We start from the raw sequence: 21,449 nt of genomic DNA on the forward strand, positions 1-21,449 counted from the left end.
ATTAAAAACTTGAATTTTTTCTAATAGTAGATATTGATATCCAGTTATTTTTAATGTCATTATAACTATGCTGTTCATGATCAATGATTTTATGATTAGTGCATTCATAGAAAGGATGCCATGTGAAAATAGAACGATAATCCATTTTAAAAGTCTTCAAGCCTTCTAAATGATGATAATCATTAGAGGTAAAATTTGAGTTGTAAAAATCTTGAATTATTATCCATCCTGGATTTTTGCAAACTCTATCAGCTTCTGCTGCAATTTTAAATAAGTCATCTCTATCACACAAGTACAAGCAAAAGCCGAATACTATGATATCAAATGAATTTCTATCAAAGGGTAACAAGTCGGCAGTTCCTTGCCTCACTTGTAATCCATTACTCATTGCAACTTCAACTGCTTGTTTTGACGGTTCGATGCCATAACATGTTGCATTTGTATTTTTCTGTAACCAATCTAAACGATATCCATTTCCGCATCCTATTTCCAGAATATTTAATTGTCTATTAACTTCAATTTTCTGAATTGATAATAACTCTTGAATGATCAAATCCTTTTCAAGCATTTTATTTTTTAAAATCACTTGATTCCTTAGATGCCATGCATCACCTTCAGTTTCTAAAAATATTTGTTTTTGTTTAATCATTTTAAAATTTATACAGGCTCAAATTCTGGATTCATGTGCATCTTGATCAGCGATCTGATTTGCGCAACGCTTAAAAAATCTGGATTACTTCCCGATTCATAAGCAAACCCTGTAGGCACAGGTCGCGCTTTCAAAGCCTGCAAGTATTCATTCATTTTGTGCTGAATGCCTGCACCCAAAATGGCGTAATAACCGCCCAGGTCAATCGTGTTCGGACTGTCGCTGCTGGTGATCATTTCTTCGTGAAGCTTTTCACCCGGGCGAATACCGACAATCTCTTGTTTGCAATTGGGTCCAATGGCTTCAGCCACATCGCCAATGCGGTAGGAAGGAATTTTCGGTACCAAAATTTCGCCACCCAAGGCATGCTCCAAAGCCCAAAAAACCATTTCCACGCCTTCTTCCAACGGAATATTAAAACGCGTCATGGCCGAATCGGTGATCGGCAAAACGCCAGTTTTGGCTTTGTTCATGAAAAAGGGAATCACCGAGCCCCTTGAGCCCATCACGTTCCCATAGCGCACCACCGAAAACCGCAAATCGCGTTCGCCTTTGAAATTGTTGGCCGCAATGAACAGCTTGTCGCTACAAAGTTTTGTAGCGCCATACAAATTGATGGGGGCGGCAGCTTTGTCGGTGGACAAGGCCACCACGCGGCGCACGCCTTTGTCCAGGCAAGCCTCAATCACGTTTTGAGCGCCCATTACATTGGTTTTGATGAACTCGAAGGGGTTGTACTCCGCGGCTGGCACTTGCTTCAAAGCAGCGGCATGCACCACGGTGTCAATGCCTTCCATGGCGCGGGCCAAGCGGCCAGGGTCGCGCACATCGCCAATAAAGAAACGCAGGGCAGGGTATTTGTCCTGGGGAAATTCTTGCTGCATTTCAAACTGTTTCAGCTCGTCGCGGCTGTACACCACCAAGCGTTTGATCTTGGGGCAATGGTCCAGCACCGATTTGACAAAGGCTTTGCCAAAAGAGCCCGTGCCCCCGGTGATCAAAATAGATTGGTCGCAAATATCCACTGACTGATGCATGGCGAAACCGCCGGAAAGCCGACGTCCATAAGGAAAGATGAACTGATAAAGCAGAAGTCATGCCATCTGCCTTGTGCTGGTATGCAAATTGCATCGACTTTGTCAGTGCCGGTAATTTGACGGCGTTCTTTGGATACATCATGAGCCAAGCAAACATCATTCCTTACGGCAGGCAAGCCATCTCTGAAGCTGATATTCAGGCGGTGGTGGATGTTCTGCGCTCGGACTTTCTGACCCAAGGACCGGTGGTGCCTGCTTTCGAGCAAGCGGTGGCAAGTTATTGCCACGCTCGGCATGGTGTTGCCACATCGAACGCCACAGCCGCTCTGCACATAGCTTGCTTGGCGCTGGGTTTGGGCCCGGGCGATTGGCTGTGGACCAGCCCCATCACCTTCGTGGCATCGGCCAACTGTGGTTTGTACTGTGGTGCTCAGGTGGATTTTGTGGATATTGACCCGCTTACCTTCAACATGAGTCCAGTGGCTCTAGAGAAAAAACTCGTTGCCGCCAAACTACAAGGCAAGCTGCCCAAATTGGTGGTGCCCGTGCACATGTGCGGCCAGCCCTGCGACATGGCGGCCATCCATGCGCTGTCTTTGAAGTTTGGATTCAAGATCATTGAAGACGCCTCTCACGCCATTGGCGCCAAGCACCAAGGCGAGCCCGTGGGCAATTGCCGCTATTCAGACATCACGGTGTTCAGCTTTCACCCAGTGAAGATCATCACCACAGCAGAAGGTGGACTGGCAGTGACGAACCACGACGCATTGGCACAGAAGATGAATCTTTTGCGCAGCCACGGGATCAGCAGCACGCCCATTGACATGGCCCCCCGCCCTACAGACGAGATTTGGAATTACCAACAGATTGACTTGGGCTTCAACTACCGCATGACCGAAATGCAAGCGGCATTGGGTTTGAGCCAGTTGCAAAAGTTAGATGAGTTTGTATCTACCAGACAAGCCATTGCCCGCTATTACGACCATGCATTGTCGGGTGTGGAGATTCAAACCCCTTGGCAGCACCCCGATACGCTTTCAAGCTTTCATCTGTACCCGATTCAAGTCACCGCCACATCAGGCATCAGCCAACAAGCGCTTTACCAGGCACTGACCGAGGCCGGTGTGAAGGTGAACCTTCATTACATCCCTGTGTATTTGCAACCCTACTACGCGCGTCTGGGCTTCAAGCACGGCTACTGTCCGCATGCTGAAGACTATTTCAAGTCGAGCATGAGCATTCCGGTGTATGCCAGCATGACCGAAGCGCAACAACAACGGGTGGTCGATTTGATTCAAAGCCTGTGCCATGCCAAGGTGGTCAAGCGCGTGGCGGGAGCTGCGGTATGAACATCGCCATCATTCCTGCACGCGGCGGCAGCAAACGCATTCCGCGCAAAAACATCAAGGCGTTCTGTGGTCAGCCCATGATCGCTTATGCCATCAAAGCAGCCCAAGCTTCAGGCTTGTTCGCGCGTGTGGTTGTGTCAACCGATGATTCAGAAATTCAAAGCATTGCCAACAGCTTGGGTGCTGAAACACCGTTCATCAGACCCGCTGAACTGGCCAACGATTTCACGGCCACCGTGCCTGTGGTGGCACATGCCATACAAGCCTGTGAAGCTTTGGGTTGGCAGTTTGAAAATGTCTGTTGCATTTATCCTGGTGTGCCCTTCATTGAGGTCAATGACTTGACAGGGGCGTTTGCAAAATTGATGGAGGGTGAATCAGATTATTGTTTTCCGGTGACAGAATTTCCAGTTCCAGTTCAGCAAGCTTTAAGAAAGCAAAATAATGGACAAATGCAATTAATTTCGCCTGAGAATGAATTAATGCGTACCCAAGACTTGGAAGTTACTTACTTTGATGCGGGCCAGTTTTACTGGGGCAGAAAAAATGCTTGGCTGACCAATAACCGTATCCTCAGCAAAGGCGTGGGCTATGAGATTCCCAGTTGGCGCGTGGTCGATATTGACACCCCGGCAGATTGGGAGCGCGCTGAACGTCTGGCAGCCAGCTTGAAAGCGTATTGACCACCATGAAGCCGTTGCGCATTGTTTTCAGGACAGATGCCAATCAGCAGATTGGTACCGGCCATTTCATGCGCTGCTTGACCTTGGCTGATGAAATAAGCCGAAGTGCTGCTGACATTAGCTTTGTGTCCAGAGCATTGCCACTGCATTTGAAGCAGATGCTGACAGAGCGTCGTTTCGATTGCATTGCATTGCCGGAAACCGAAGATACGCAAGAAACAGATGAATTGCCACATGCGGCATGGCTGGGAACCAGCCAAGTGAAAGATGCCGATCAAACCATGTCAGCGCTGGGCGCAGGCTCCTGGGATTGGCTGGTGGTGGACCACTACGCCTTAGACCATCGGTTTGAAAAACCTCTTCGTGCAGTGTGTCAACACGTCATGGTCATCGACGATTTGGCTGACCGCGTGCACGACTGCGATGTATTGCTGGATCAAAATTTTTACCAAGACCAAGCATTGCGATACCTTGACAAAGTGCCAGCGCATTGCCGTCTCTTGCTGGGTCCGAGTTTTGCACTGCTGCGTCCTGAATTCAAAGCCATGCGGGAGAAGGTGCAAATCAGAACCGGCAAGGTGAACAACATCTTGGTGTTTTTTGGCGGGGTGGATGCAGACAACCTCACGGGCCAGGTGTTGGACGTCCTCATCAAATTGAACTTGGGTGTTCAAGTGAATGTGGTGATAGGCCAGCAGCACCCGCAAAAAGAAAACATTCATCAATTGTGTGAACAACACAGCTACAACTGCCATGTTCAAACCAATCAAATGGCCAGCCTAATGGCAGAGGCAGATTTGGCCATCGGTGCGGGTGGATCAAGTCATTGGGAAAGGTGTTGCTTAGGCCTACCGTCTATTGCTGTGGCGACTGCTGCAAATCAAATACCAATTACAGACGCTTTAAGTCAATTAGGGGGGTGCTTATCTTTAGGAGAAATTCAAAACACAACTTTGAAAAAAATAAAGGAAAGTTTGTTGTTTTTCCTTGAATCCTCCGTGGAGTGTGAAAAATATTCAAAGTCTGCGTTTAAGTTGGTTGATGGAAATGGTGTGCTTAGAGTCTCTCAAGAATTAATGAATCGAATGAAAATTGATATATTGATTTCCGATCCAGATCATCCAATCATGAGCTATTTGAAAAATTTTAAATCAAGGCAAGCAAAAATAAACATTGTGCATTCCTCGCAAGATTTGACCGGCGGATTTATTTTGTTTCTGATTTCTTGCACTGAAATTTTGCGTTCAGAGATAACAAAAAAATACAAGCATTCATTAGTTCTTCATGCTAGTGATTTGCCAAAAGGACGAGGTTGGTCACCACACGTATGGAATGTATTGGAGGGAAATAACCTACTGACATTAAGTTTGATTGAAGCGCATGAAAAAGTTGATCAAGGACCAATTTGGCTGAAGGAGCACATTGCACTTGAAGGTCATGAGTTATTTGATGAAATCAATGACAAATTATTTCAAGCTGAAATAAAATTGATGGCTGAGGCAATTGATAAAGCCAATGTCATTGCCCCAAAAAGTCAAACTGATGTTGCAAGTAACTACTATCCTAAAAGAACACCAGATGACAGTAGGTTGAACATTAATCAAAGTTTAATTGATCAATTCAACTTGTTGAGGATTTCTGATAAGGATAGATATCCTGCGTTTTTCGAGCATCTTGGCCATAAATATATTGTGAAAATTGAAAAGGCTGATAATGCATCTTAATGATCGTTTTATGATATTTGACCGAATGGTCGGAAATTCTCATCCACCATTTGTGATTGCTGAAATGTCCGGCAACCACAACCAGTCGCTCGAGCGTGCGCTGGAAATCGTCGAGGCCGCTGCTAAAACCGGGGCCCATGCGCTAAAGATTCAAACCTACACGCCCGACACCATGACCTTGGATCTGGACGAGCGTGAGTTTCACATCAGCGACCCGAAAAGCCTGTGGGCGGGTACATCGCTTTACAAGTTGTATGGCCAAGCCTTCACACCGTGGGAATGGCATGAAGCCATTTTCAAACGCGCCAAAGAACTGGACATCATCGCTTTCAGCACCCCGTTTGATGCCACATCTGTGGACTTTCTCGAGTCCCTGGATGTGCCTTGCTACAAGATCGCTTCCTTTGAAAACACCGACCTGCCTTTGATCCGCAAAGTGGCCGCCACCGGCAAGCCCATGATCATCTCCACCGGCATGGCCAATATTGCTGAACTCGACGACACGGTGCGTGCCGCCCGTCAAGCCGGATGCCAAGATCTGGTGCTGTTGAAATGCACTAGCACTTACCCAGCCACCGCAGACAACACCAACATCTTGACCATTCCCCATATGCGTGAATTGTTTGGCTGTGAGGTGGGCTTGTCAGACCACACCATGGGTGTGGGGGTCTCTGTGGCCAGCGTGGCCTTGGGGGCCACCGTGATTGAAAAACATTTCACACTCAACCGCGCCGATGGAGGTGTGGACAGCAGTTTCTCCATGGAACCGGCCGAAATGGCGCAGTTGGTGGTGGAAACAGAACGTGCATGGCAAGCTTTGGGCCGGGTGGCCTATGGGCCGACAGCAGCCGAAGAAAAATCCATTGTCTTTAGACGCTCGCTGTATGTGGTGAAAGACCTGCAAGCGGGTGAGAAGTTGACGGCAGACAATGTCCGCGCCATTCGCCCAGGCTTGGGTTTGCCCACCAAATACCTCGAGCAGGTGTTGGGAAAAACTGTGAGGCAATCTGTGGCACGCGGCACGGCGCTCAGCTGGGACATGATGTGATGAGCACCAAGTTCAAAGTCTTGCTCATCGGCTGCGGCAACATGGCCGGCGGCTACGACCTGCTTCAGCCAGAAGATGCAATGCCTTTGGCCCATGCCAAGGCATTTGCAAAACACGGTGGTTTTGCTGTGTCGGCTTGTGTAGATCCAGATGCCGCCAAACGTGCTGCCTTTCAACAGCGCTGGCAAGTGCCCGCTGGCTTTGCCAGTGTGCAAGAAGTGGCAGCAGCGGGTGGTCAATTCGACGTGATCAGTATTTGCTCGCCCACGCATGCCCATGCTGCAGATATTCAATCGGCCTTGGCGCTGAAGCCCAAACTGATCTTTTGTGAAAAACCCGTCACGTCCCAGCTGCAAAAAAGCCAACACGCGGTACAAGCCTGTGCAGACCAGCACGTGTTGCTGGTGGTGAACTACAGCAGACGGTGGGCGCCGCAAGTGGCCCAGCTCAAGACCGAGTTGGCCCAAGGCCACTGGGGCGCTGTGCGGTCTGTGTCTGCGGTGTACAACAAAGGAATTCTGAACAACGGTAGCCACATGATGGATTTGTTGTTGGCCTTGTTTGGGCCTTTGCACATTGCCAGCGTGGGTCAAGCTGTGGATGATTTCTTTTCTGATGACCCAACGATAGACGTTACTTTGCTTAACGAGCAGGGCTTACCCATTCAGCTGAATGTGGCCCACGCGCAAGACTATGCGTTGTTTGAAATGCAGATCGTGACCGAAAAGGGCGTGATCACCATGGAAGACGGTGGCGCACGTTGGCGCTTTCGCACAGCTTCACCCAGCGCCCAACTGCCGGGCTACAACTTCTTAAACCACGGTGAATGGCTCGCGCCCCAAGGTTCACCTGCTTTGCAAAACGCCGTGGCCAACCTGCACGATGCCTTGACACAAGGCGCTGCGTTGGCTTGTACCGGCCATCATGCTTTACAAGCGCAAAGCTTGTGTGAACAAATTCAACTACAGGCTGTGGCCAAGTGGCCTCAACCCCAAGACAAACGAGAAGCCGCATGAACTCCAAACTGGCCCTGCTTGGTGGTCCCGCCACCATCACCCAAAGCTTCAAGCACTACAACCCGATTGGTGAGGAGGAAGTGCAGGCCGCCAAAGAAGTGATTGAAAGCGGTGTCCTATCTCAGTTCATTGGTGCATGGCACCCCGACTTTTTGGGCGGGCCGAAAGTGAAAGAGTTTGAAGCCTTGTGCGCCAAGCACTTTGGTGTCAAGCACGCTATCACGGTCAACTCTTGGACCAGTGGGCTGATTGCCGCTGTCGGTGCCATTGGCATTCAACCCGGCGACGAAGTGATCGTGCCGCCTTGGACCATGTGCGCCAGTGCCACGGCCATCTTGCACTGGAACGCCATTCCGGTGTTCGCTGACATTGACCCGCAGACCTATTGCATCAGCCCGGCATCCATTGAAGCCAACATCACGCCCTACACCAAGGCCATCATGGCAGTGGATATTTTTGGGCAGTCGGCCGACATGGAAGCCATCATGGCGATTGCCAAACGCCATGGTTTGAAAGTAATTTCAGACACAGCCCAAGCACCTGGTGCGCTTTACAAAGGCCAGCACGCCGGTACCTTGGCCGATGTGGGCGGCTTCAGTTTGAACTACCACAAGCACATCCACACGGGCGAGGGCGGCATCTTGGTCACCAACGATGATGAGATTGCGCAACGCCTGCAACTGATTCGCAACCATGCCGAAGCCGTGGTGCAAGGCATGGGCATGACCGACCTGACCAACATGGTGGGCTACAACTTTCGATTGGGTGAAATTGAATGCGCCATGGGCATCAGCCAACTCAAAAAGCTGGGGCATTTTGTCGATGGTCGCCAGCATGTGGCCGATCGTTTCAACCAAGCACTGTCAAGCCTGCCCGGTTTGACCACGCCCTATGTGATGCCTGACAGCACCCATGTTTATTACGTGTACCCCATGTTGCTGGACACGGCCCGCTTGGGCGTGAAACGCGAGACCTTGATCCAGGCTTTGCAAGCTGAAGGTGTTACTGGCTTGGGTGGCGGCTACCAAAACGTCCACCTGTTGCCCATGTTTCAAAAGAAAATTGCATATGGTTCACATGGTTTTCCTTGGACCTCGGACATTTGCAAACGCGAGGTGAGCTATGCCAAAGGCATTTGTCCTGTGGCCGAACAATTCCACGACGAAAGCTACATGGGCTTTGCCATGTGCCTGCACGACTTGCGTGACGCCGATGTGGATTTGATTGCGCAAGCGTTTCACAAAGTGTGGAACAACTTGTCGAAACTTGAACATGTCTGATTTGAAAGTTTCCTTGCCGCAGGTGCTGGAAAGTGAGCGATTGCGCATGCGGGCTTTCACACCTGAGGATATTCAAGCCAACTATGTGGCTTGGCTGAACGACCCTCAAGTTGTGCAGTTCAGCAACCAACGATTTCTAAAGCACACAACGTCCTCCTGTCGTCATTATTTGGACAGCTTTACAAATACTGCCAATCGATTTTTAGCCATTGAAGACAAGCTGACCCAAGCGTTGATAGGCACCCTCACCATGTACATCAACCCACACCATCAAACGGCTGATGTGGGCATCCTGATTGGCAACACAAACCATTGGGGCAAAGGGTATGGCTACGAAGCTTTTGCCTTGGCAGTGGAGTCGTTGCTGAAGACCAAGTTGCGCAAAGTCACTGCGGGCGCCATGGCTTGCAATCTGGGCATGGTCAAAGTGATGGAAAAGTGCGGCATGACACTGGAAGCCACCCGAAAAGCACACGAAATGTTGGACGGACAAGCCGTCGACCTTTTGTATTTCGCTAAGTTTTCAAAGTCATTTGAAGGCCCCTAAGCTTGTCTCAATCCATTCCACTGCCCACCACGCTGCTGTCTCCCGTTGCTGTGGTTTGTCACGATGCCGGTGCAGCGCACTTGGTGTTGGCGTGGTTGAGGCATTGGTCTGAAGCGGGTCTTTTGGACCACCACCATTTCAAGATGGTCTTGCAAGGTCCCGCTGAAAAAGCGTGGTATCACCATCCTGTGCCATTGCCGCATGTGGTGTTGCACAACTCTTTGAACGCCATCGAGGGTTGTCACTGTGTCCTCACCGGCACCGGTTGGGCCAGCAACCTCGAACACCAAGCCCGGCAAACAGCGCAATCCTTGGGCATTCAAAGCATCGCTGTCATCGACCACTGGGTTAACTATGCGATGCGCTTTGAACGCGATGGTGTGGTGGTTTTGCCCACGCAAATATGGGTGGCTGATGAGGCCGCTGCACGCTTGGCCCAAGCGCAGTTTGAAGGTGTGCCCGTTTTAGAGCTGCCCAATGTTTATTTGCAGCAATTGGTGCAGCACATTCCGCCAGTGCCTGCGGGTTGCCGCCACCTGCTGTTCGTGTTGGAGCCGGTGCGCAACGACTGGGGCAGGGGCGTGCAGGGTGAGTTTCAAGCCCTGGATTTTTTAGTGCAGCATTTGGCGCAAGTAGTGGGCCACGGTCCCGTGCAGATCACACTGCGGCCTCATCCTTCAGACCCGCCAGACAAATACACCGCCTGGATACAAGCGCAGGGGTCTTTAGATATCCAATTAGACCAGCAGATGGATTTGAATCAATCCATTGCACAAGCCCGCTGGGTGGTGGGCGTGGAGTCCTTCGCTTTGGTGGTGGCCGCTGCCGCTGGGCGGGAAACCTTCAGCGCTTTGCCGCCGTGGGCGCATCGTTGCCGCCTGCCCATTCAGGGCTTGGTTCATATGCAAGATTTGGTCTGAGTTTCAGGTGCGCATTCACCGCCTGATGAAGGCTCGAGCCGTTAATTCAATATCAGCCTTTGCAATCCCAGTGTGGCTTGCTAATTCTCTCCAACAACTGGTGACTTCCAACACCTCATCCACCACTTGTTGCGCAAGAGATGCAGTCAGCCCATAAAAACCTGCTGTCGCCAAGACTGTTTCAATTTGGGGCAAGTGATCCGTCGCATCAATATTCAAAACATGGTCAGCCTTGTCCGAACTTGGATTGACATCAAAGGCCGGTGCCAAACGCCAGCCAGTGGCCGCCAATACAAAGCCGTGGTTGCGCAGATGGTCATCTCTATTGCCAACCGCCACATTGAATACAACGCGTCGAAATAGCTGGGCCAAGTCTTTGGCTGAATGAGCGCCATCACTTTGCGTTCGAAGAAATTGGGCCATTTCCAAGTAACTGCTGCCTTCACTTTGGTCTTTTTTCAGCAGTGTCATGGCCGAGGCATAAAACCGCCTCTTGCCGCCTGCTCGGTCAAAGCGCTTCGTGCAGAAAGTGTGAAAGTCGTTATTCAAGCGCAGTAGTCGGGCCTCAGGCACATCAATACCCGCTTTTGTCGCCATTTGATGCGTGACGAACTCCCACGCGCCCACATCCCGGTCATCGTCACGCGCTGGAAATTTGGCGATCCATAAAGAGCCATCTTTTTCTGTGAAGTTGGCTTTTGGCCTGGCCCCGCCAAGGGATGCGCCTGGTGCAACCAACACCGACAACCATTTACGCAGGGCATCCAAATCATCAATCTGGCGATGACTGAGTTGATAAGCGACCGCTTCCAGATCTCTCAGAGTAGACATTGGCGGTGCAGCCAAGACGTCATTGCTCAAAAATTCTGGCGTTCCAGGAATTCGGATGCGCAAGCCACCTTGGCGTGTCAGGTCTTGAACGCCTAAAAAGTAGTCCCAACCATAAAGCGTGCGTGCATTTCTTTGTTCATCTTTCGCTTGAAGCGCCTCACGACGCTTCATCAAGGTTTGGCCCCAGCGGTCAGGCGATGAATCTAAAAAAATGCCGAAGTTGCCAAGTTCAGGCTTTGGGAAAAAGGGTGCATCATCCAGTGATAAATCTGGATCTAAAGCAAAGGCGCTGGGTTGATCTAGCCAATCGCGGTTGTAATGAAAACGAATTTGCCCTCTGTCGTGGCCCAGTGTGCCAACAAGGCATGGTTCGGCCAAGTCGCAATCCAGCCAGACTTCAAGCAAGTTTGTGTGCAGGCTCATCGTCGCAAATCCAAATCTTGCAGTTTTCGGCCCAACCTATCGTCTGCAGCCAAATGTCGAATATCACCATCCAATCCCAGTACAGCCAAAACGCGCACATAGGTGCCAAGCGTGGCCCCCGCATCACCTTTCTCAACCTTGTAAAGCGATGTTCTGGAAATCCCTGCACGCTGGGCCACCACCATGCTGCTCAGTTTGCGGCGCAATCGGGCAAGCTTGAGCCGCTCACCCAGTTCGGAGAGATTTTGTTGTTCTTGTGGGTAGACCACGGGCGGCTTCTTTGGCATAAAGCTATTATGGACAATAAATTGAATAAATGTCCATAATAGAGATAAAAATAGAATCTAACTCGTGGTGTGAGATGATAATTTTGAGTCCCCCAACCCCCACCGGCAAACCCCTGCACCCATGCAAAACCACCCTAAGTCCTTGATTTACATAAAGTAAATACTGGCACTACTCTTGCTTCATCGGATGCATCTGCCGCTTCTTAACCGCTGTGGCCATTTTTCCGACACCAACAGGAGTTTTTCATGTCTCTCATCCAAGAATTGTTGAACCAAGCCCAAGTGGGCGGCTTTTTGCAAACCGAACACATCAAGCGTTTCACCCCCGGTGAGATCCGCGAAGCCATCCAGTCGTTGGTGGCCACCGAGCAATTGGATTTGGCCTACGCCTTGGGCGCCGCCGGCATGAGCATTCATCCCCACAGCGAAGACATGCTGGCCATCAACGGCTTGCTGGCCCTGATTCAGCAAGACTGGGACATGGCGGTGGAAATGCTGCAAGAACTCATGGACATCCAAGGGGACAACACCCAGCCCTTCACGTATGTGATGTTGGTGCGCGCACTGCGCTGCAACCTGGACCCTGCAAAAGCATTGCAAGTCGCCCGCAAAGGCCTCAAGGCCTACCCCGAGCAGCTTGAACTCGTGGCTGAAAGTCTTTCTTTGGAAGACTATGCCGACCTGGTGGGCGAAAGCTCGCAAATCCAATAAGAAAGTACCTGCGGCAATGCGGCAATTCCTTTCCTCTGATGCAACAAATGTTGCCACTGCGGCAACAAACAGCGGCAAAACAGTTGAAAACACAGGCTTTTTTCAAATTCAAAGAATGAAATTGAAATTGGCACAAGGATTGCTTAATCAGTTGCATAGCATTATTGACCTCACTGGTCAGGAGAAGTAAATGGCAGTCATCAACACCAACGTCAAGGCACTGTTTTCGCAAGCGGCGCTCAAGTCGACTGAGCGCAGTCAAACTATTGCGATGCAACAGTTGTCGACCGGTAAACGGATCAATTCCGCCCGTGACGATGCCGCTGGCATGGCCATCTCAACGCGCATGACGCACCAGATTCGCAGTTTGAATCAGGCCGTGCGCAATGCGGGTGACGCCATTTCCCTGATTCAAACCGCTGAGGGCGCGACCAACGAAATCACGGACATGATGCAACGCATGCGTGAGTTGGCCATCCAGGCAGTCAACGACACCAATGAAAATGCTCAGCGCAGTTACTTGGATTTGGAATTCCAGCAACTCAAGCAGCAGATTGTTCAAATTGCAGAAGCGACTGAATGGAACGGTTTTCCTGTGCTCAGCGGGTCTGCTGGAGAACGTGTGGGCGAGATGCCTTTGTTCAAAGTCACCTCGGAAAATCAATTTGGCACGGTTTTCATCGACCCCACCACCTCACGCACGGTTGGCGGAAGTGATGCAGGAGAACGCCAAACCATCACACTCAGCAGCACCAACACCACATTCGCCAGCGGCACCATCAAAGTCGGCGGCGTCGATGTGGTGATTGATGCCACAGTGCAAAACACCACCGATCTGATTGCCGCCAAAATTCAGCAAACACTCAGCAACAACAGCGCTTTCAATTCCTCCTCTGGCCGTTCAGTTTCGGTGGTTGGCAGTGTCATCACGGTGACCTACGCAGCCGGTGAGGGCGACGTGTCAGCCATTTCCACCGATTTCAGCGCCATTACGGCCGCGTCTGGTCTCGCCATGGCCGTGGCCAGCACACGAGATGCTTTGGCCAGTGGTGTCGAACAGTTCAAAGACAACGGCGCTTTCCTTAAAAGTGGCGCTCTGAGCATGAACGTCAACACCTCGGGCGCGGTGACCGCATCGTTCCTGACTGAAAAGGGCGAAACAATCAACATGTCCGGTGTGTTCAACAACACAGCGGTGAATGAAACCTCCGCCGTCACCTTCAACGCCATGACAGCGGGTCAAACCATCACCTTGGGTGGCCTGACCTACACGGCCGGCTCAACAGGTGCAACGGCCGCCGAAGTGGCCACAGACTTTGCCTCGCGTGCCAATGGCTATGCAGGCACAGGCGGCACAGGGCCTGCCAAAGGAACTTTCAGCGGTACCCTGAGTGGCTTTGCCTCGGGTGCCGTGTCAACCAGTACCACGGTCACTTTCACAAGTGCCACCACAGGCACCAACGTCACCAATTTGTCCGTCACAGGCTCAGGTGCATTGCCCACGGTCGTGGTGACCAATGGTGCACCAGCCAGTTCCGTCACATTCATCAAAACAAGTGGCTCGAACGCGCAAGTGATCTCGGACGACATGGTCTATGAGTTCAAGAAGTCAGATGGCACGGCTGTGAGTTTGAATGGCCGCGCGTTTGAATACCATGTGGATGTTGCAGGCAGCATTCCTTCATTGCGAGCTGGCGATTTGAAAATCAACGGCATTGATATTGGCGCCTCTTATGCCACCGACGATTCGGTCTCGCCTGCCAACAATGCGGCCGGCAGTGCCATCGCCAAGGCCGCTGCCATCAACCGAAAAGCTGTTTCCACCGGGGTGACCCGTGGTGAAACACAATCCTTGACCTTCAGTGGCACACCCTCACCCGGGACCGTGATGGTCGCAGGTGTGAGCGTCTCACTGGATGCCATGGACACCACGTCGGCCTCTGCTACAGCCAAAATTGCTGCTGCTTTGCAAGCCAGCCCTTTGTTTGGCGAGCCGACAGGACGCATGGTGACCTACATCCCAGGCAATTCCTCGCTCACCATCACTTACGCTGCGGCCGAAGGCAATGTGGCGCCCACCAATGTGCAAATGGGTTCGACCAATCTGGTGGGTTTGGTCGACACCATCGGTGAATACTTTGTGGCCAATGAGGGCACAGGCGTGTTTGCCAAGGTGAATGAAAACATGATGAGCGGTGCGGCCATGTCAGGCACCTCGGTGCTCAATGGGGTGGTGTTTGTCAATGGCTTCGCCAGCGCCAACATCACCACGGTCTTGAACAACCCGCGTGAAACCCGCATGGCTGTGGCCAAGGCGATCAACCTCATCAGTGACAAGACCGGCGTCAAAGCCATTGACACTGGCTCAGATACCAAGGGCATCACTTTGTTGGCTGCCGATGGCCGCAACATCGAGGTGAGCTTTGAAACATCGGCCAATGCCGAAGACTTTGGCGCACGCATCGGTATGCGCCAAGGTGTGCAGTCCAGCACGATTTCGTTGCAATCGAAAATCCCAACTCCCGTGGTCTTGACCTCCGACAGCACCGGTGACATCACCCGAGCCGGCTTGGTGCAAGGTAACTTCACCCGCAACCAAGCCGTTGCCAACACGGTGGTGCGTCCCATTGTGAATCCAGCTGTCGCGCAAGTTGACAGCGTCACTTTCACGACCAACCCCACAGCCGGTGATATTTATTACGTCACAGTCAACGGCACCACGTTTGAATACACCGCAGTCACAGGTGCAACCAATTTAACCCCGCAAAAGGTGCGTGATGAATTGATCACCAAGATCAACGCCAACACCGACTTGACCGTGACGGCCAAGGCAGGGCGCAACATAGGTGAAATTTTGTTGGAGTCGGACACCCCGGGCACCAGCTTCACCTTGTCGGTGTCCAAGAGCAGCGGTGCGACAAGCACCGTGTCCACGGTCAATGTGGTTGAAAACGCCAAGGCCGACTTCAAACCCTTGGGCAAAGACGACCTGATGATCAACGGTGTGAAAATCCGTCCCACCACCAGTGCGGATGACGAGTTTTCAGATTCACCCGCTACCAGCAATGATCGCAGTGCCAGTGCCATCGCCATTGCCAACGCCATCAACGCTCAAACCCCCATCACCGCCGTTCGCGCTCAGGCCAAAGGCCCTGAGATCAAAGGCTCGGTCACCCAAACCAGCTTGCCAGTGCTGGCCACACCCACGCTGCAGTCCTTGTATTTGAATGGCGTCGAGGTGCAAGTCGAGTTCGTGCAAAACGAAACCGGCACGGCCAGACGCACCAAGGTGGTTGAGGCCATCAATCAGCGCTCTGGGCAACATGGCGTGACCGCCACAGACAACGGCAACGGTGTCAGCTTGGTTTCTGACGGCCGCAACACGTCGGTGTGGTTCAACTCGAACGTCAAAGACTTGTCGGCCGCCAATTTCGGTTTGGACCAAGGCGGTGCGGTCAAGCAAGTCTCACGCATCAACATCGCAGGCACAGTGGCCGTCACCGATTCCGCATCCGTCGTGATCAATGGCGTCACCATCACTTCTGCCAATGCCTCGGCTACAACCGCAGCCTCATTGGCAACTGCTTTAGAGACCGCCATCAATGCAGCCATCACGGCAGGCACCATCAAAAATGTGAGTGTTTCCCGCACCGCTGGCGTGCTGGACATCACCTCCAGCGTGGCTGGTTCGCCCTTCGAACTGCTTGGTGCAAAGGTCATCAACAGTTCGGTTGCCACCGCTGCCACCATGGCTTTGGACACCGTCACTGCCAATGATTTTGGCAACACCCAGATCACCGGTATTCGTGACGCCACCGCCACCAGCACCACCGCACGCACGCTTTACGGCACGGTCAGCATGATTGCGCAAGCTCCGCAAATGCCTGGCTTGCCCGTGCCCATCGGCGCCCCCCCTTCAGAGCTGGAGAAACTCCTTCGCGCCAATGGCAAACCGTTTGTCGTGAGCGCCGGTGACGACGGTTTTGGGGTCAACAGCAATTTCTCTGTGCTGGGCTTTCAAGAAGGCACTTTTGGCGGCCGTTCCAGCTCCGACATGGATCCCCCCAAAGTCGGGCGACTGGCTTTCCAAGTCGGCGCATCTTCCAACCAGCTGATCACGATTGATTTGGCTGACTTTGGCAAGGGTGGTCCCATCACCGGTGAGATCACGGGCGACGTCGATTTGAATGTCGAGTCCCGCTCGGTGCGCATCAACACCCGCGAAGGTGCCAGTGCGGTGCTGTCCAAATTGGATGCCGCCATGGACCAAGTCAATGCCACCCGCGCCACCATGGGTGCGGTGATGAACCGCCTAGAACATGTCATCAGCAATTTGTCCAACGTGTCCATGAACATGTCTGCGTCACGCAGCCAAATCGAAGATGCCGACTACGCTTCTGCATCCACCGAATTGGCGAAGAACCAGATCATGCAGCAAGCAGGCACAGCGGTGCTGGCCCAAGCCAACACCAGCCAACAGTCTGTGCTGAAGCTCTTGGGTGGTTGATGAACCATGGGGGCTGAACCGTCCATCAAATCGCCCGACTGCTGGCAATGCAGACACTTTGCCATCAGTTGGGACACGCGCAACCCCTACAGTTGCAAGTTGATGGGCTTTAAAAGCCGCATGATTCCTTCTTTCGAGGTGTTTCGCGCCGATGGCCACCCTTGCCGTGGTTTCATGGCCAAAGTCATACCGATGCAAAACCTCACGGTTGTCGATAGGCCTAAAACCGTCAGTCGGCTCTCAAAATACGTTTGAATCGGGTTGTTTCGATCTGTCGAAATGCCGACTTCATCCCTCTTAAGTACCGATTTATGGGTTAAATACCCTCTTAATATCGGTTAAAAGTACTCAATAAATAAGCTGGCACATGCATTGCTTATCAACCACACCTTTGTTACTGGTTGATCAATGTGAAACCTACCACTGTTAACGCCCTTCAAGCCGTCTGGTTGGACCCTTTCAGTCCACTGGGTGAGTCCGAGCGAACTCAGCTGAGTGCTTATGGCATTGAACTCAATGCCATCAACACCCTGGGCGACCTGACCTTGGCCTTGCGTCGCGCCCATGTGCTGGTGATCCGTTTGGGTGACAGCGCAGAACTGCTGCGTGAAGTGCAAACCCTGATCGGCCAGCTCGGCTTCAATGTCCCTGTGGTCTGCCGCGTCGAGCGTCGCCGCATGGAAGTGGCGGTGGACGCCATGCGTTACGGCGCTTTGCATGTGCTGCCAACCGACGAGTGGAGCGAAGATGCTTGGCGCTTGGCCACCGAAAGCCTGAATACTGACAAGAACAAACCCCGCAGTTATGTGTTCGTGGACCCGATCAGCCAACACCTGTTGGCCCTGGCCCAACGCGTGGCGCAAACCGAAGTCACGGCTTTGTTGGTTGGCCCCACCGGAGCCGGTAAAGAAGTCTTGGCCCGCGTGCTGCACGAATCCTCCAACCGCGCCAAAGGCCCATTCGTGGCCTTGAACTGCGCGGCCTTGCCCGAACACCTGATTGAAGACATGTTGTTCGGCCATGAAAAAGGCGCGTTCACGGGCGCCCACAAAGACCACAAAGGCTTGTTTGAACAAGCCCATGGCGGCACCGTGTTTCTGGATGAAATTGGCGAGATGCCGATTCACTTGCAAGCCAAGTTGTTGCGCGTGTTGCAAGAGAAAAAACTCAACCGTTTGGGTGGCGAAGCCTCCATCGATTTGGATGTGCGGGTGATTGCCGCCACCAACAAAGATTTGCGCCAAGCCATCGAAGCGCGTGAATTCCGCGAAGACCTGTACTTTCGCATCAGCACCTTCCGCCTGCGCATCCAGCCTTTGCGCGAACGCCCAGGCGACGTCATTCCTTTGGTGTTGCAGTCTTTGTCGCGCCATGCAAAAGGCAACGTGCCTTTGAGCCTGAGCGCCGATGCGCAAGTGCTGCTGCAGCAGTACCCTTGGCCGGGCAATGTGCGTGAACTTGAAAACGTGGTGCAACGCGCCGTGGTTTTGTGCAATGGCCGTGTTGTGACACCGGCGCACCTGATGTTCGATGAAACCCAAGGCGACGCCGATTTTGAATACGCCGCGTCTGCAGCCCTGCCAGCATCGATGTCGTCGCCGTCCAGCCCTGTGGCTGACAGCCTGGCCGTGCCGGTGGAACCAACCGCATTGTGCGAATTTGCCACGCCTTCTGCCGACAGCTTCACCGTGCCAATGCACAGCGAAGTCCATCTCAACCCGCCAGCTGATTTGTTTTCAGCGGTGAAGGCCAGCGAACACCAAGTCATTTTGGCTGCCATTCAAGCCAGCGACAGCCGCGTCGAAGCCGCCAAAAAATTAGGCATCAGCCCCCGCACCCTGCGCTACAAGTTGGCGCAGTTGCGCGAACGTGGCATGGACATGGCCATTGCGGCTTGATTGAGGAGCAACGACCATGATCGACAGCATTTCTGGCAACAGCGTCAACTCGATGATGGAGACCATCCGCGCCTACCAGCAAAAAGCCGCTGGTGGTGTAGACCAACTGAAGATTCAGGCGCCTCAGGTTCAAGACCTGCAAGCGCCCAAGGTCGAACTGCCCAATTTCACCGAGTCGGTGAAGAACCTGCTCGACAAAGTCAATGAAACACAAGTCAAGTCCAGCAATTTACAAGAAGCCTACCAACGAGGCGAAGACGTGCCCCTGACCGATGTGGTCTTGGGCATGCAGAAATCCTCCCTGGCGTTTGAAGCGACCTTGCAGGTCCGCAACAAAGTGCTGCGGGCGTATGAAGAAATCATGAACATGCCGGTTTAACTTTTAAGAGAACACCATGGCCACCGCAAGCGCAACACTCAATACCCCTGCCGGTCTCAGCAACAACGCTGTCACCACCACAGACTCGGACAACGCACCGCGCTCCAGCAGCAATGCCATGGTGCCGCGCCCCGTTGGCAACTCTGCATTGACCGACCCCATGGGCATGATCCGCGACATGGTGCGTCAGCCCTCGGTGCGCAAAGTCTTGCCCATCATCGTCATCTTGATGGTGGTGGCCGCATTTGGCTTGGCCTCCATGTCGATGAAAACGCCGCCCATGCGAGCGCTCACGATGATGCTGCCAGAAGCCGACAAACAACTCGCCATCGAGACCTTGAAAACCGGCAATTTCGCGCCTGAGATTGACAACAACACCGGTCAAATCATGGTGCCCGCTGACAAGTACCAAGAAGCCCGCATGCTGTTGGCTTCCAAAGGTTTGCCCCGCACCGAAGTGCAGGGCATGGAAACCTTGAAAGACATGCCTGCCATGACCACCAGTCAGTTCATGGAACAAGTTCGCTACAACAATGCGATGGAGCAAGAGCTGGCCAAAACCATCTCGCAAATCGCCGGTATCCGCAGTGCCCGGGTGCACTTGGCTGCCCCCAAACAAAGCGTCTTCGTGCGTGACCGCGTGCCCACCAAGGCCTCGGTCATCATCACACGCGCCCCTGGCAAGCAAGTGTCTTCCGCCAATGTGCAAGCCATCATCTCTTTGGTGGCTTCCAGCGTTCCTTACCTCGCGCCAGAAAACGTGTCGGTGGTGGACAACTTCGGCACCTTGATGAACGACATGCTGGGTGAGGCCCCACTGGGTTTGACTGGCGCACAGCTGCAGCAAAAGCAGCAAATGGAAGACCTCTACCGCACCCGCTTGGTGCAACTCTTGGCCCCCATTGTTGGTGAGGCCAATGTGAGCGCCCAAGTGAGTTTGCAACTCGATTTCACGCAAGAAGAAATCACCACAGAAGACTTCGACCAAGCTGACAAGGGTCCCAAAACCCGTTCGGAGTTGTATGTGGAAGACCGCAACACTTTCAAGGATGCGATCGGTATTCCAGGCTCGCTCTCCAACACCCCACCGAACCCACCGCAAAACCCTGCGGCCACTGACGCCACACCGGCTGACCCGAACAAGGGCGTGAGTGAAAAAGGCGTGCAAGTGGTGGCCCGCAGCACCAAGAACTATGAGTTGGACCGTGCCGTGCGCCACACCAAGAGCGCCATGGGCAATATTCAAAAACTGGGCGTTGGTGTGCTGATCAACGAGCGCCCAATTCCACCTGGCACCAAAGTGGATCCACCAGCTGATGGCGCGCCTGCACCCACCACCATCCCCTACACCCAAGAAGAACTCGACCGTTTGAACCAATTGGTGCGTGGCGCCGTGGGCTTCAATGACCAACGTGGCGACATCGTCACCGTGGTGGCCACCCGATTCGAGACACCTGCGGACCCGGATGCTGTGCCTTGGTACAAAGACGAAGCCTTGGCCTCCTTGGTCAACAGCGGTGTGATTGCGGTCTTGTTCCTGTTGTTCGTGCTGTTTGTGGTGCGACCCATGATTCAGAAAATGATGAAGCCCGAGGTCGACCCAGCTGCTTTGGCCGCCGCCGCCTTGGCCGCTGCATCCGCCGAAGCCGCCACCGCCGAGAAGATCCGTGCCGAGCGCATAGCGGCTGCCGAAGCCGAGGCCGCTGCCCGTGTGGTGGCCGAACGTGCCGCCCGTGAAGAAGCTGAAGAAAAAGCCCGCCGTGAAGCCGAAGCGATTGCCGAAGCCGAGAGACTGGCCGCTGAGGAACTGGCCCGTGAGGCGAAAATGGCTGAAGAGGCCGCTGCTGCCGAATCCACCAAAATGGCCGAGGAAGAGGCGGCCCGCGAAGCCGAACGCCTGGCCGCCATGGAGCTGCAAGCTGAAGGCGGCGGTGAGGAAGTGCAACTGGAAGAAGGCGAATCGCTGGACGACCTCAAAGCACGCATGGGCAAACTCAAACCGAAGAAACAATCGATCCCTTCTGATTTGCTCAACAATGCCAACTCTTACGATGACAAAGTCGCCTTGATTCGCATGATCGTGTCCGACAACTCTGGCCGCGTTGCCAGCGTGATGCGCGGCATGATTGAATCTTGATGACATCCAAGCGACCAAGGACA

The 21,449-nt window shown here is 52.9% G+C and carries 19 protein-coding genes; 15 read left to right on the plus strand and 4 right to left on the minus strand.

From position 1 onward, the window contains the following. Window position 1: 1 nt before the first annotated feature. Together AC8GFP_RS08105 and pseB are read right to left on the minus strand one after the other, a co-directional pair. A complete protein-coding gene (locus tag AC8GFP_RS08105; RefSeq protein ID WP_506612043.1) occupies window positions 2–649 on the minus strand; it encodes a class I SAM-dependent methyltransferase in 648 nt (215 codons plus the stop codon). A gap of 8 nt (window positions 650–657) precedes the next feature. Further along, on the minus strand, window positions 658–1,686 hold the full coding sequence (pseB, locus tag AC8GFP_RS08110) for a UDP-N-acetylglucosamine 4,6-dehydratase (inverting) (RefSeq protein WP_506612045.1): 1,029 nt from the start codon (window positions 1,684–1,686) through the stop codon (window positions 658–660). 140 nt (window positions 1,687–1,826) lie between these two features. On the opposite strand from pseB, the gene pseC reads away from it, so the two are divergent. From pseC to AC8GFP_RS08150, 8 genes are read left to right on the plus strand one after another with little or no spacing between them, the layout of a single operon-like run. After that, window positions 1,827–3,035 (plus strand): UDP-4-amino-4,6-dideoxy-N-acetyl-beta-L-altrosamine transaminase, encoded by a 1,209-nt coding sequence (pseC, locus tag AC8GFP_RS08115; protein ID WP_506612047.1) that lies wholly within the window; start codon window positions 1,827–1,829, stop codon window positions 3,033–3,035. After that, a complete protein-coding gene (gene pseF / locus AC8GFP_RS08120; protein WP_506612049.1) occupies window positions 3,032–3,718 on the plus strand; it encodes a pseudaminic acid cytidylyltransferase in 687 nt (228 codons plus the stop codon). Before pseC ends, pseF begins: the two co-directional genes overlap by 4 nt. A gap of 5 nt (window positions 3,719–3,723) precedes the next feature. Beyond that, window positions 3,724–5,442 (plus strand): UDP-2,4-diacetamido-2,4,6-trideoxy-beta-L-altropyranose hydrolase, encoded by a 1,719-nt coding sequence (gene pseG, locus AC8GFP_RS08125; RefSeq protein WP_506612051.1) that lies wholly within the window; start codon window positions 3,724–3,726, stop codon window positions 5,440–5,442. A 10-nt stretch (window positions 5,443–5,452) separates the two neighbouring features. Continuing rightward, window positions 5,453–6,490: a pseudaminic acid synthase gene (gene pseI / locus AC8GFP_RS08130; RefSeq protein WP_506612053.1), complete on the plus strand. Its 1,038-nt coding sequence runs from the start codon at window positions 5,453–5,455 to the stop codon at window positions 6,488–6,490. After that, window positions 6,490–7,506 carry a Gfo/Idh/MocA family protein gene (locus tag AC8GFP_RS08135; RefSeq protein ID WP_506612055.1) on the plus strand — a complete coding sequence of 339 codons (1,017 nt, stop codon included), beginning with the start codon at window positions 6,490–6,492 and terminating at the stop codon, window positions 7,504–7,506. Before pseI ends, AC8GFP_RS08135 begins: the two co-directional genes overlap by 1 nt. Beyond that, window positions 7,503–8,786 (plus strand): DegT/DnrJ/EryC1/StrS family aminotransferase, encoded by a 1,284-nt coding sequence (locus AC8GFP_RS08140; RefSeq protein WP_506612057.1) that lies wholly within the window; start codon window positions 7,503–7,505, stop codon window positions 8,784–8,786. The genes AC8GFP_RS08135 and AC8GFP_RS08140 overlap by 4 nt, the downstream gene beginning before the upstream one ends. Next, a complete protein-coding gene (locus AC8GFP_RS08145) occupies window positions 8,779–9,333 on the plus strand; it encodes a GNAT family N-acetyltransferase (RefSeq protein ID WP_506612059.1) in 555 nt (184 codons plus the stop codon). The genes AC8GFP_RS08140 and AC8GFP_RS08145 overlap by 8 nt, the downstream gene beginning before the upstream one ends. A 2-nt stretch (window positions 9,334–9,335) precedes the next feature. Then, window positions 9,336–10,253 carry a hypothetical protein gene (locus AC8GFP_RS08150; protein ID WP_506612061.1) on the plus strand — a complete coding sequence of 306 codons (918 nt, stop codon included), beginning with the start codon at window positions 9,336–9,338 and terminating at the stop codon, window positions 10,251–10,253. Between the two features lie 15 nt (window positions 10,254–10,268). Here the strand turns inward: AC8GFP_RS08150 and AC8GFP_RS08155 are convergent, their stop codons facing one another. Next, window positions 10,269–11,507: a type II toxin-antitoxin system HipA family toxin gene (locus AC8GFP_RS08155; RefSeq protein ID WP_506612063.1), complete on the minus strand. Its 1,239-nt coding sequence runs from the start codon at window positions 11,505–11,507 to the stop codon at window positions 10,269–10,271. Continuing rightward, complete coding sequence (locus AC8GFP_RS08160; protein ID WP_506612065.1) at window positions 11,504–11,794, minus strand: helix-turn-helix domain-containing protein; 291 nt, start codon at window positions 11,792–11,794, stop codon at window positions 11,504–11,506. Before AC8GFP_RS08160 ends, AC8GFP_RS08155 begins: the two co-directional genes overlap by 4 nt. A gap of 246 nt (window positions 11,795–12,040) precedes the next feature. Here AC8GFP_RS08160 and AC8GFP_RS08165 point away from each other — a divergent pair, with 246 nt between their 5' ends. The 7 genes from AC8GFP_RS08165 to fliF all read left to right on the plus strand — a co-directional run bounded on the left by AC8GFP_RS08165 (window position 12,041) and on the right by fliF (window position 21,426). Then, on the plus strand, window positions 12,041–12,505 hold the full coding sequence (locus AC8GFP_RS08165; protein WP_506612067.1) for a tetratricopeptide repeat protein: 465 nt from the start codon (window positions 12,041–12,043) through the stop codon (window positions 12,503–12,505). Beyond that, window positions 12,468–12,695, plus strand: coding sequence for a hypothetical protein (locus AC8GFP_RS08170; RefSeq protein ID WP_506612068.1), 228 nt, complete (start codon window positions 12,468–12,470; stop codon window positions 12,693–12,695). Before AC8GFP_RS08165 ends, AC8GFP_RS08170 begins: the two co-directional genes overlap by 38 nt. Further along, complete coding sequence (locus tag AC8GFP_RS08175) at window positions 12,696–17,012, plus strand: flagellin N-terminal helical domain-containing protein (RefSeq protein WP_506612070.1); 4,317 nt, start codon at window positions 12,696–12,698, stop codon at window positions 17,010–17,012. A 6-nt stretch (window positions 17,013–17,018) separates the two neighbouring features. Next, on the plus strand, window positions 17,019–17,267 hold the full coding sequence (locus AC8GFP_RS08180) for a hypothetical protein (RefSeq protein ID WP_506612072.1): 249 nt from the start codon (window positions 17,019–17,021) through the stop codon (window positions 17,265–17,267). A gap of 194 nt (window positions 17,268–17,461) precedes the next feature. After that, window positions 17,462–18,910, plus strand: coding sequence for a sigma-54 interaction domain-containing protein (locus AC8GFP_RS08185; protein ID WP_506612074.1), 1,449 nt, complete (start codon window positions 17,462–17,464; stop codon window positions 18,908–18,910). Window positions 18,911–18,926: 16 nt separating this feature from the next. Beyond that, entirely contained in the window at window positions 18,927–19,289 is a 363-nt protein-coding gene (gene fliE, locus AC8GFP_RS08190) for a flagellar hook-basal body complex protein FliE (protein ID WP_506612076.1), read from the plus strand. Window positions 19,290–19,305: 16 nt separating this feature from the next. After that, window positions 19,306–21,426, plus strand: coding sequence for a flagellar basal-body MS-ring/collar protein FliF (gene fliF, locus AC8GFP_RS08195; protein WP_506612078.1), 2,121 nt, complete (start codon window positions 19,306–19,308; stop codon window positions 21,424–21,426). Window positions 21,427–21,449: the final 23 nt, after the last annotated feature.

It is taken from the genome of Limnohabitans simekii (SeqCode) (assembly GCF_965234735.1).
Lineage (GTDB): Bacteria > Pseudomonadota > Gammaproteobacteria > Burkholderiales > Burkholderiaceae_C > Limnohabitans > Limnohabitans simekii.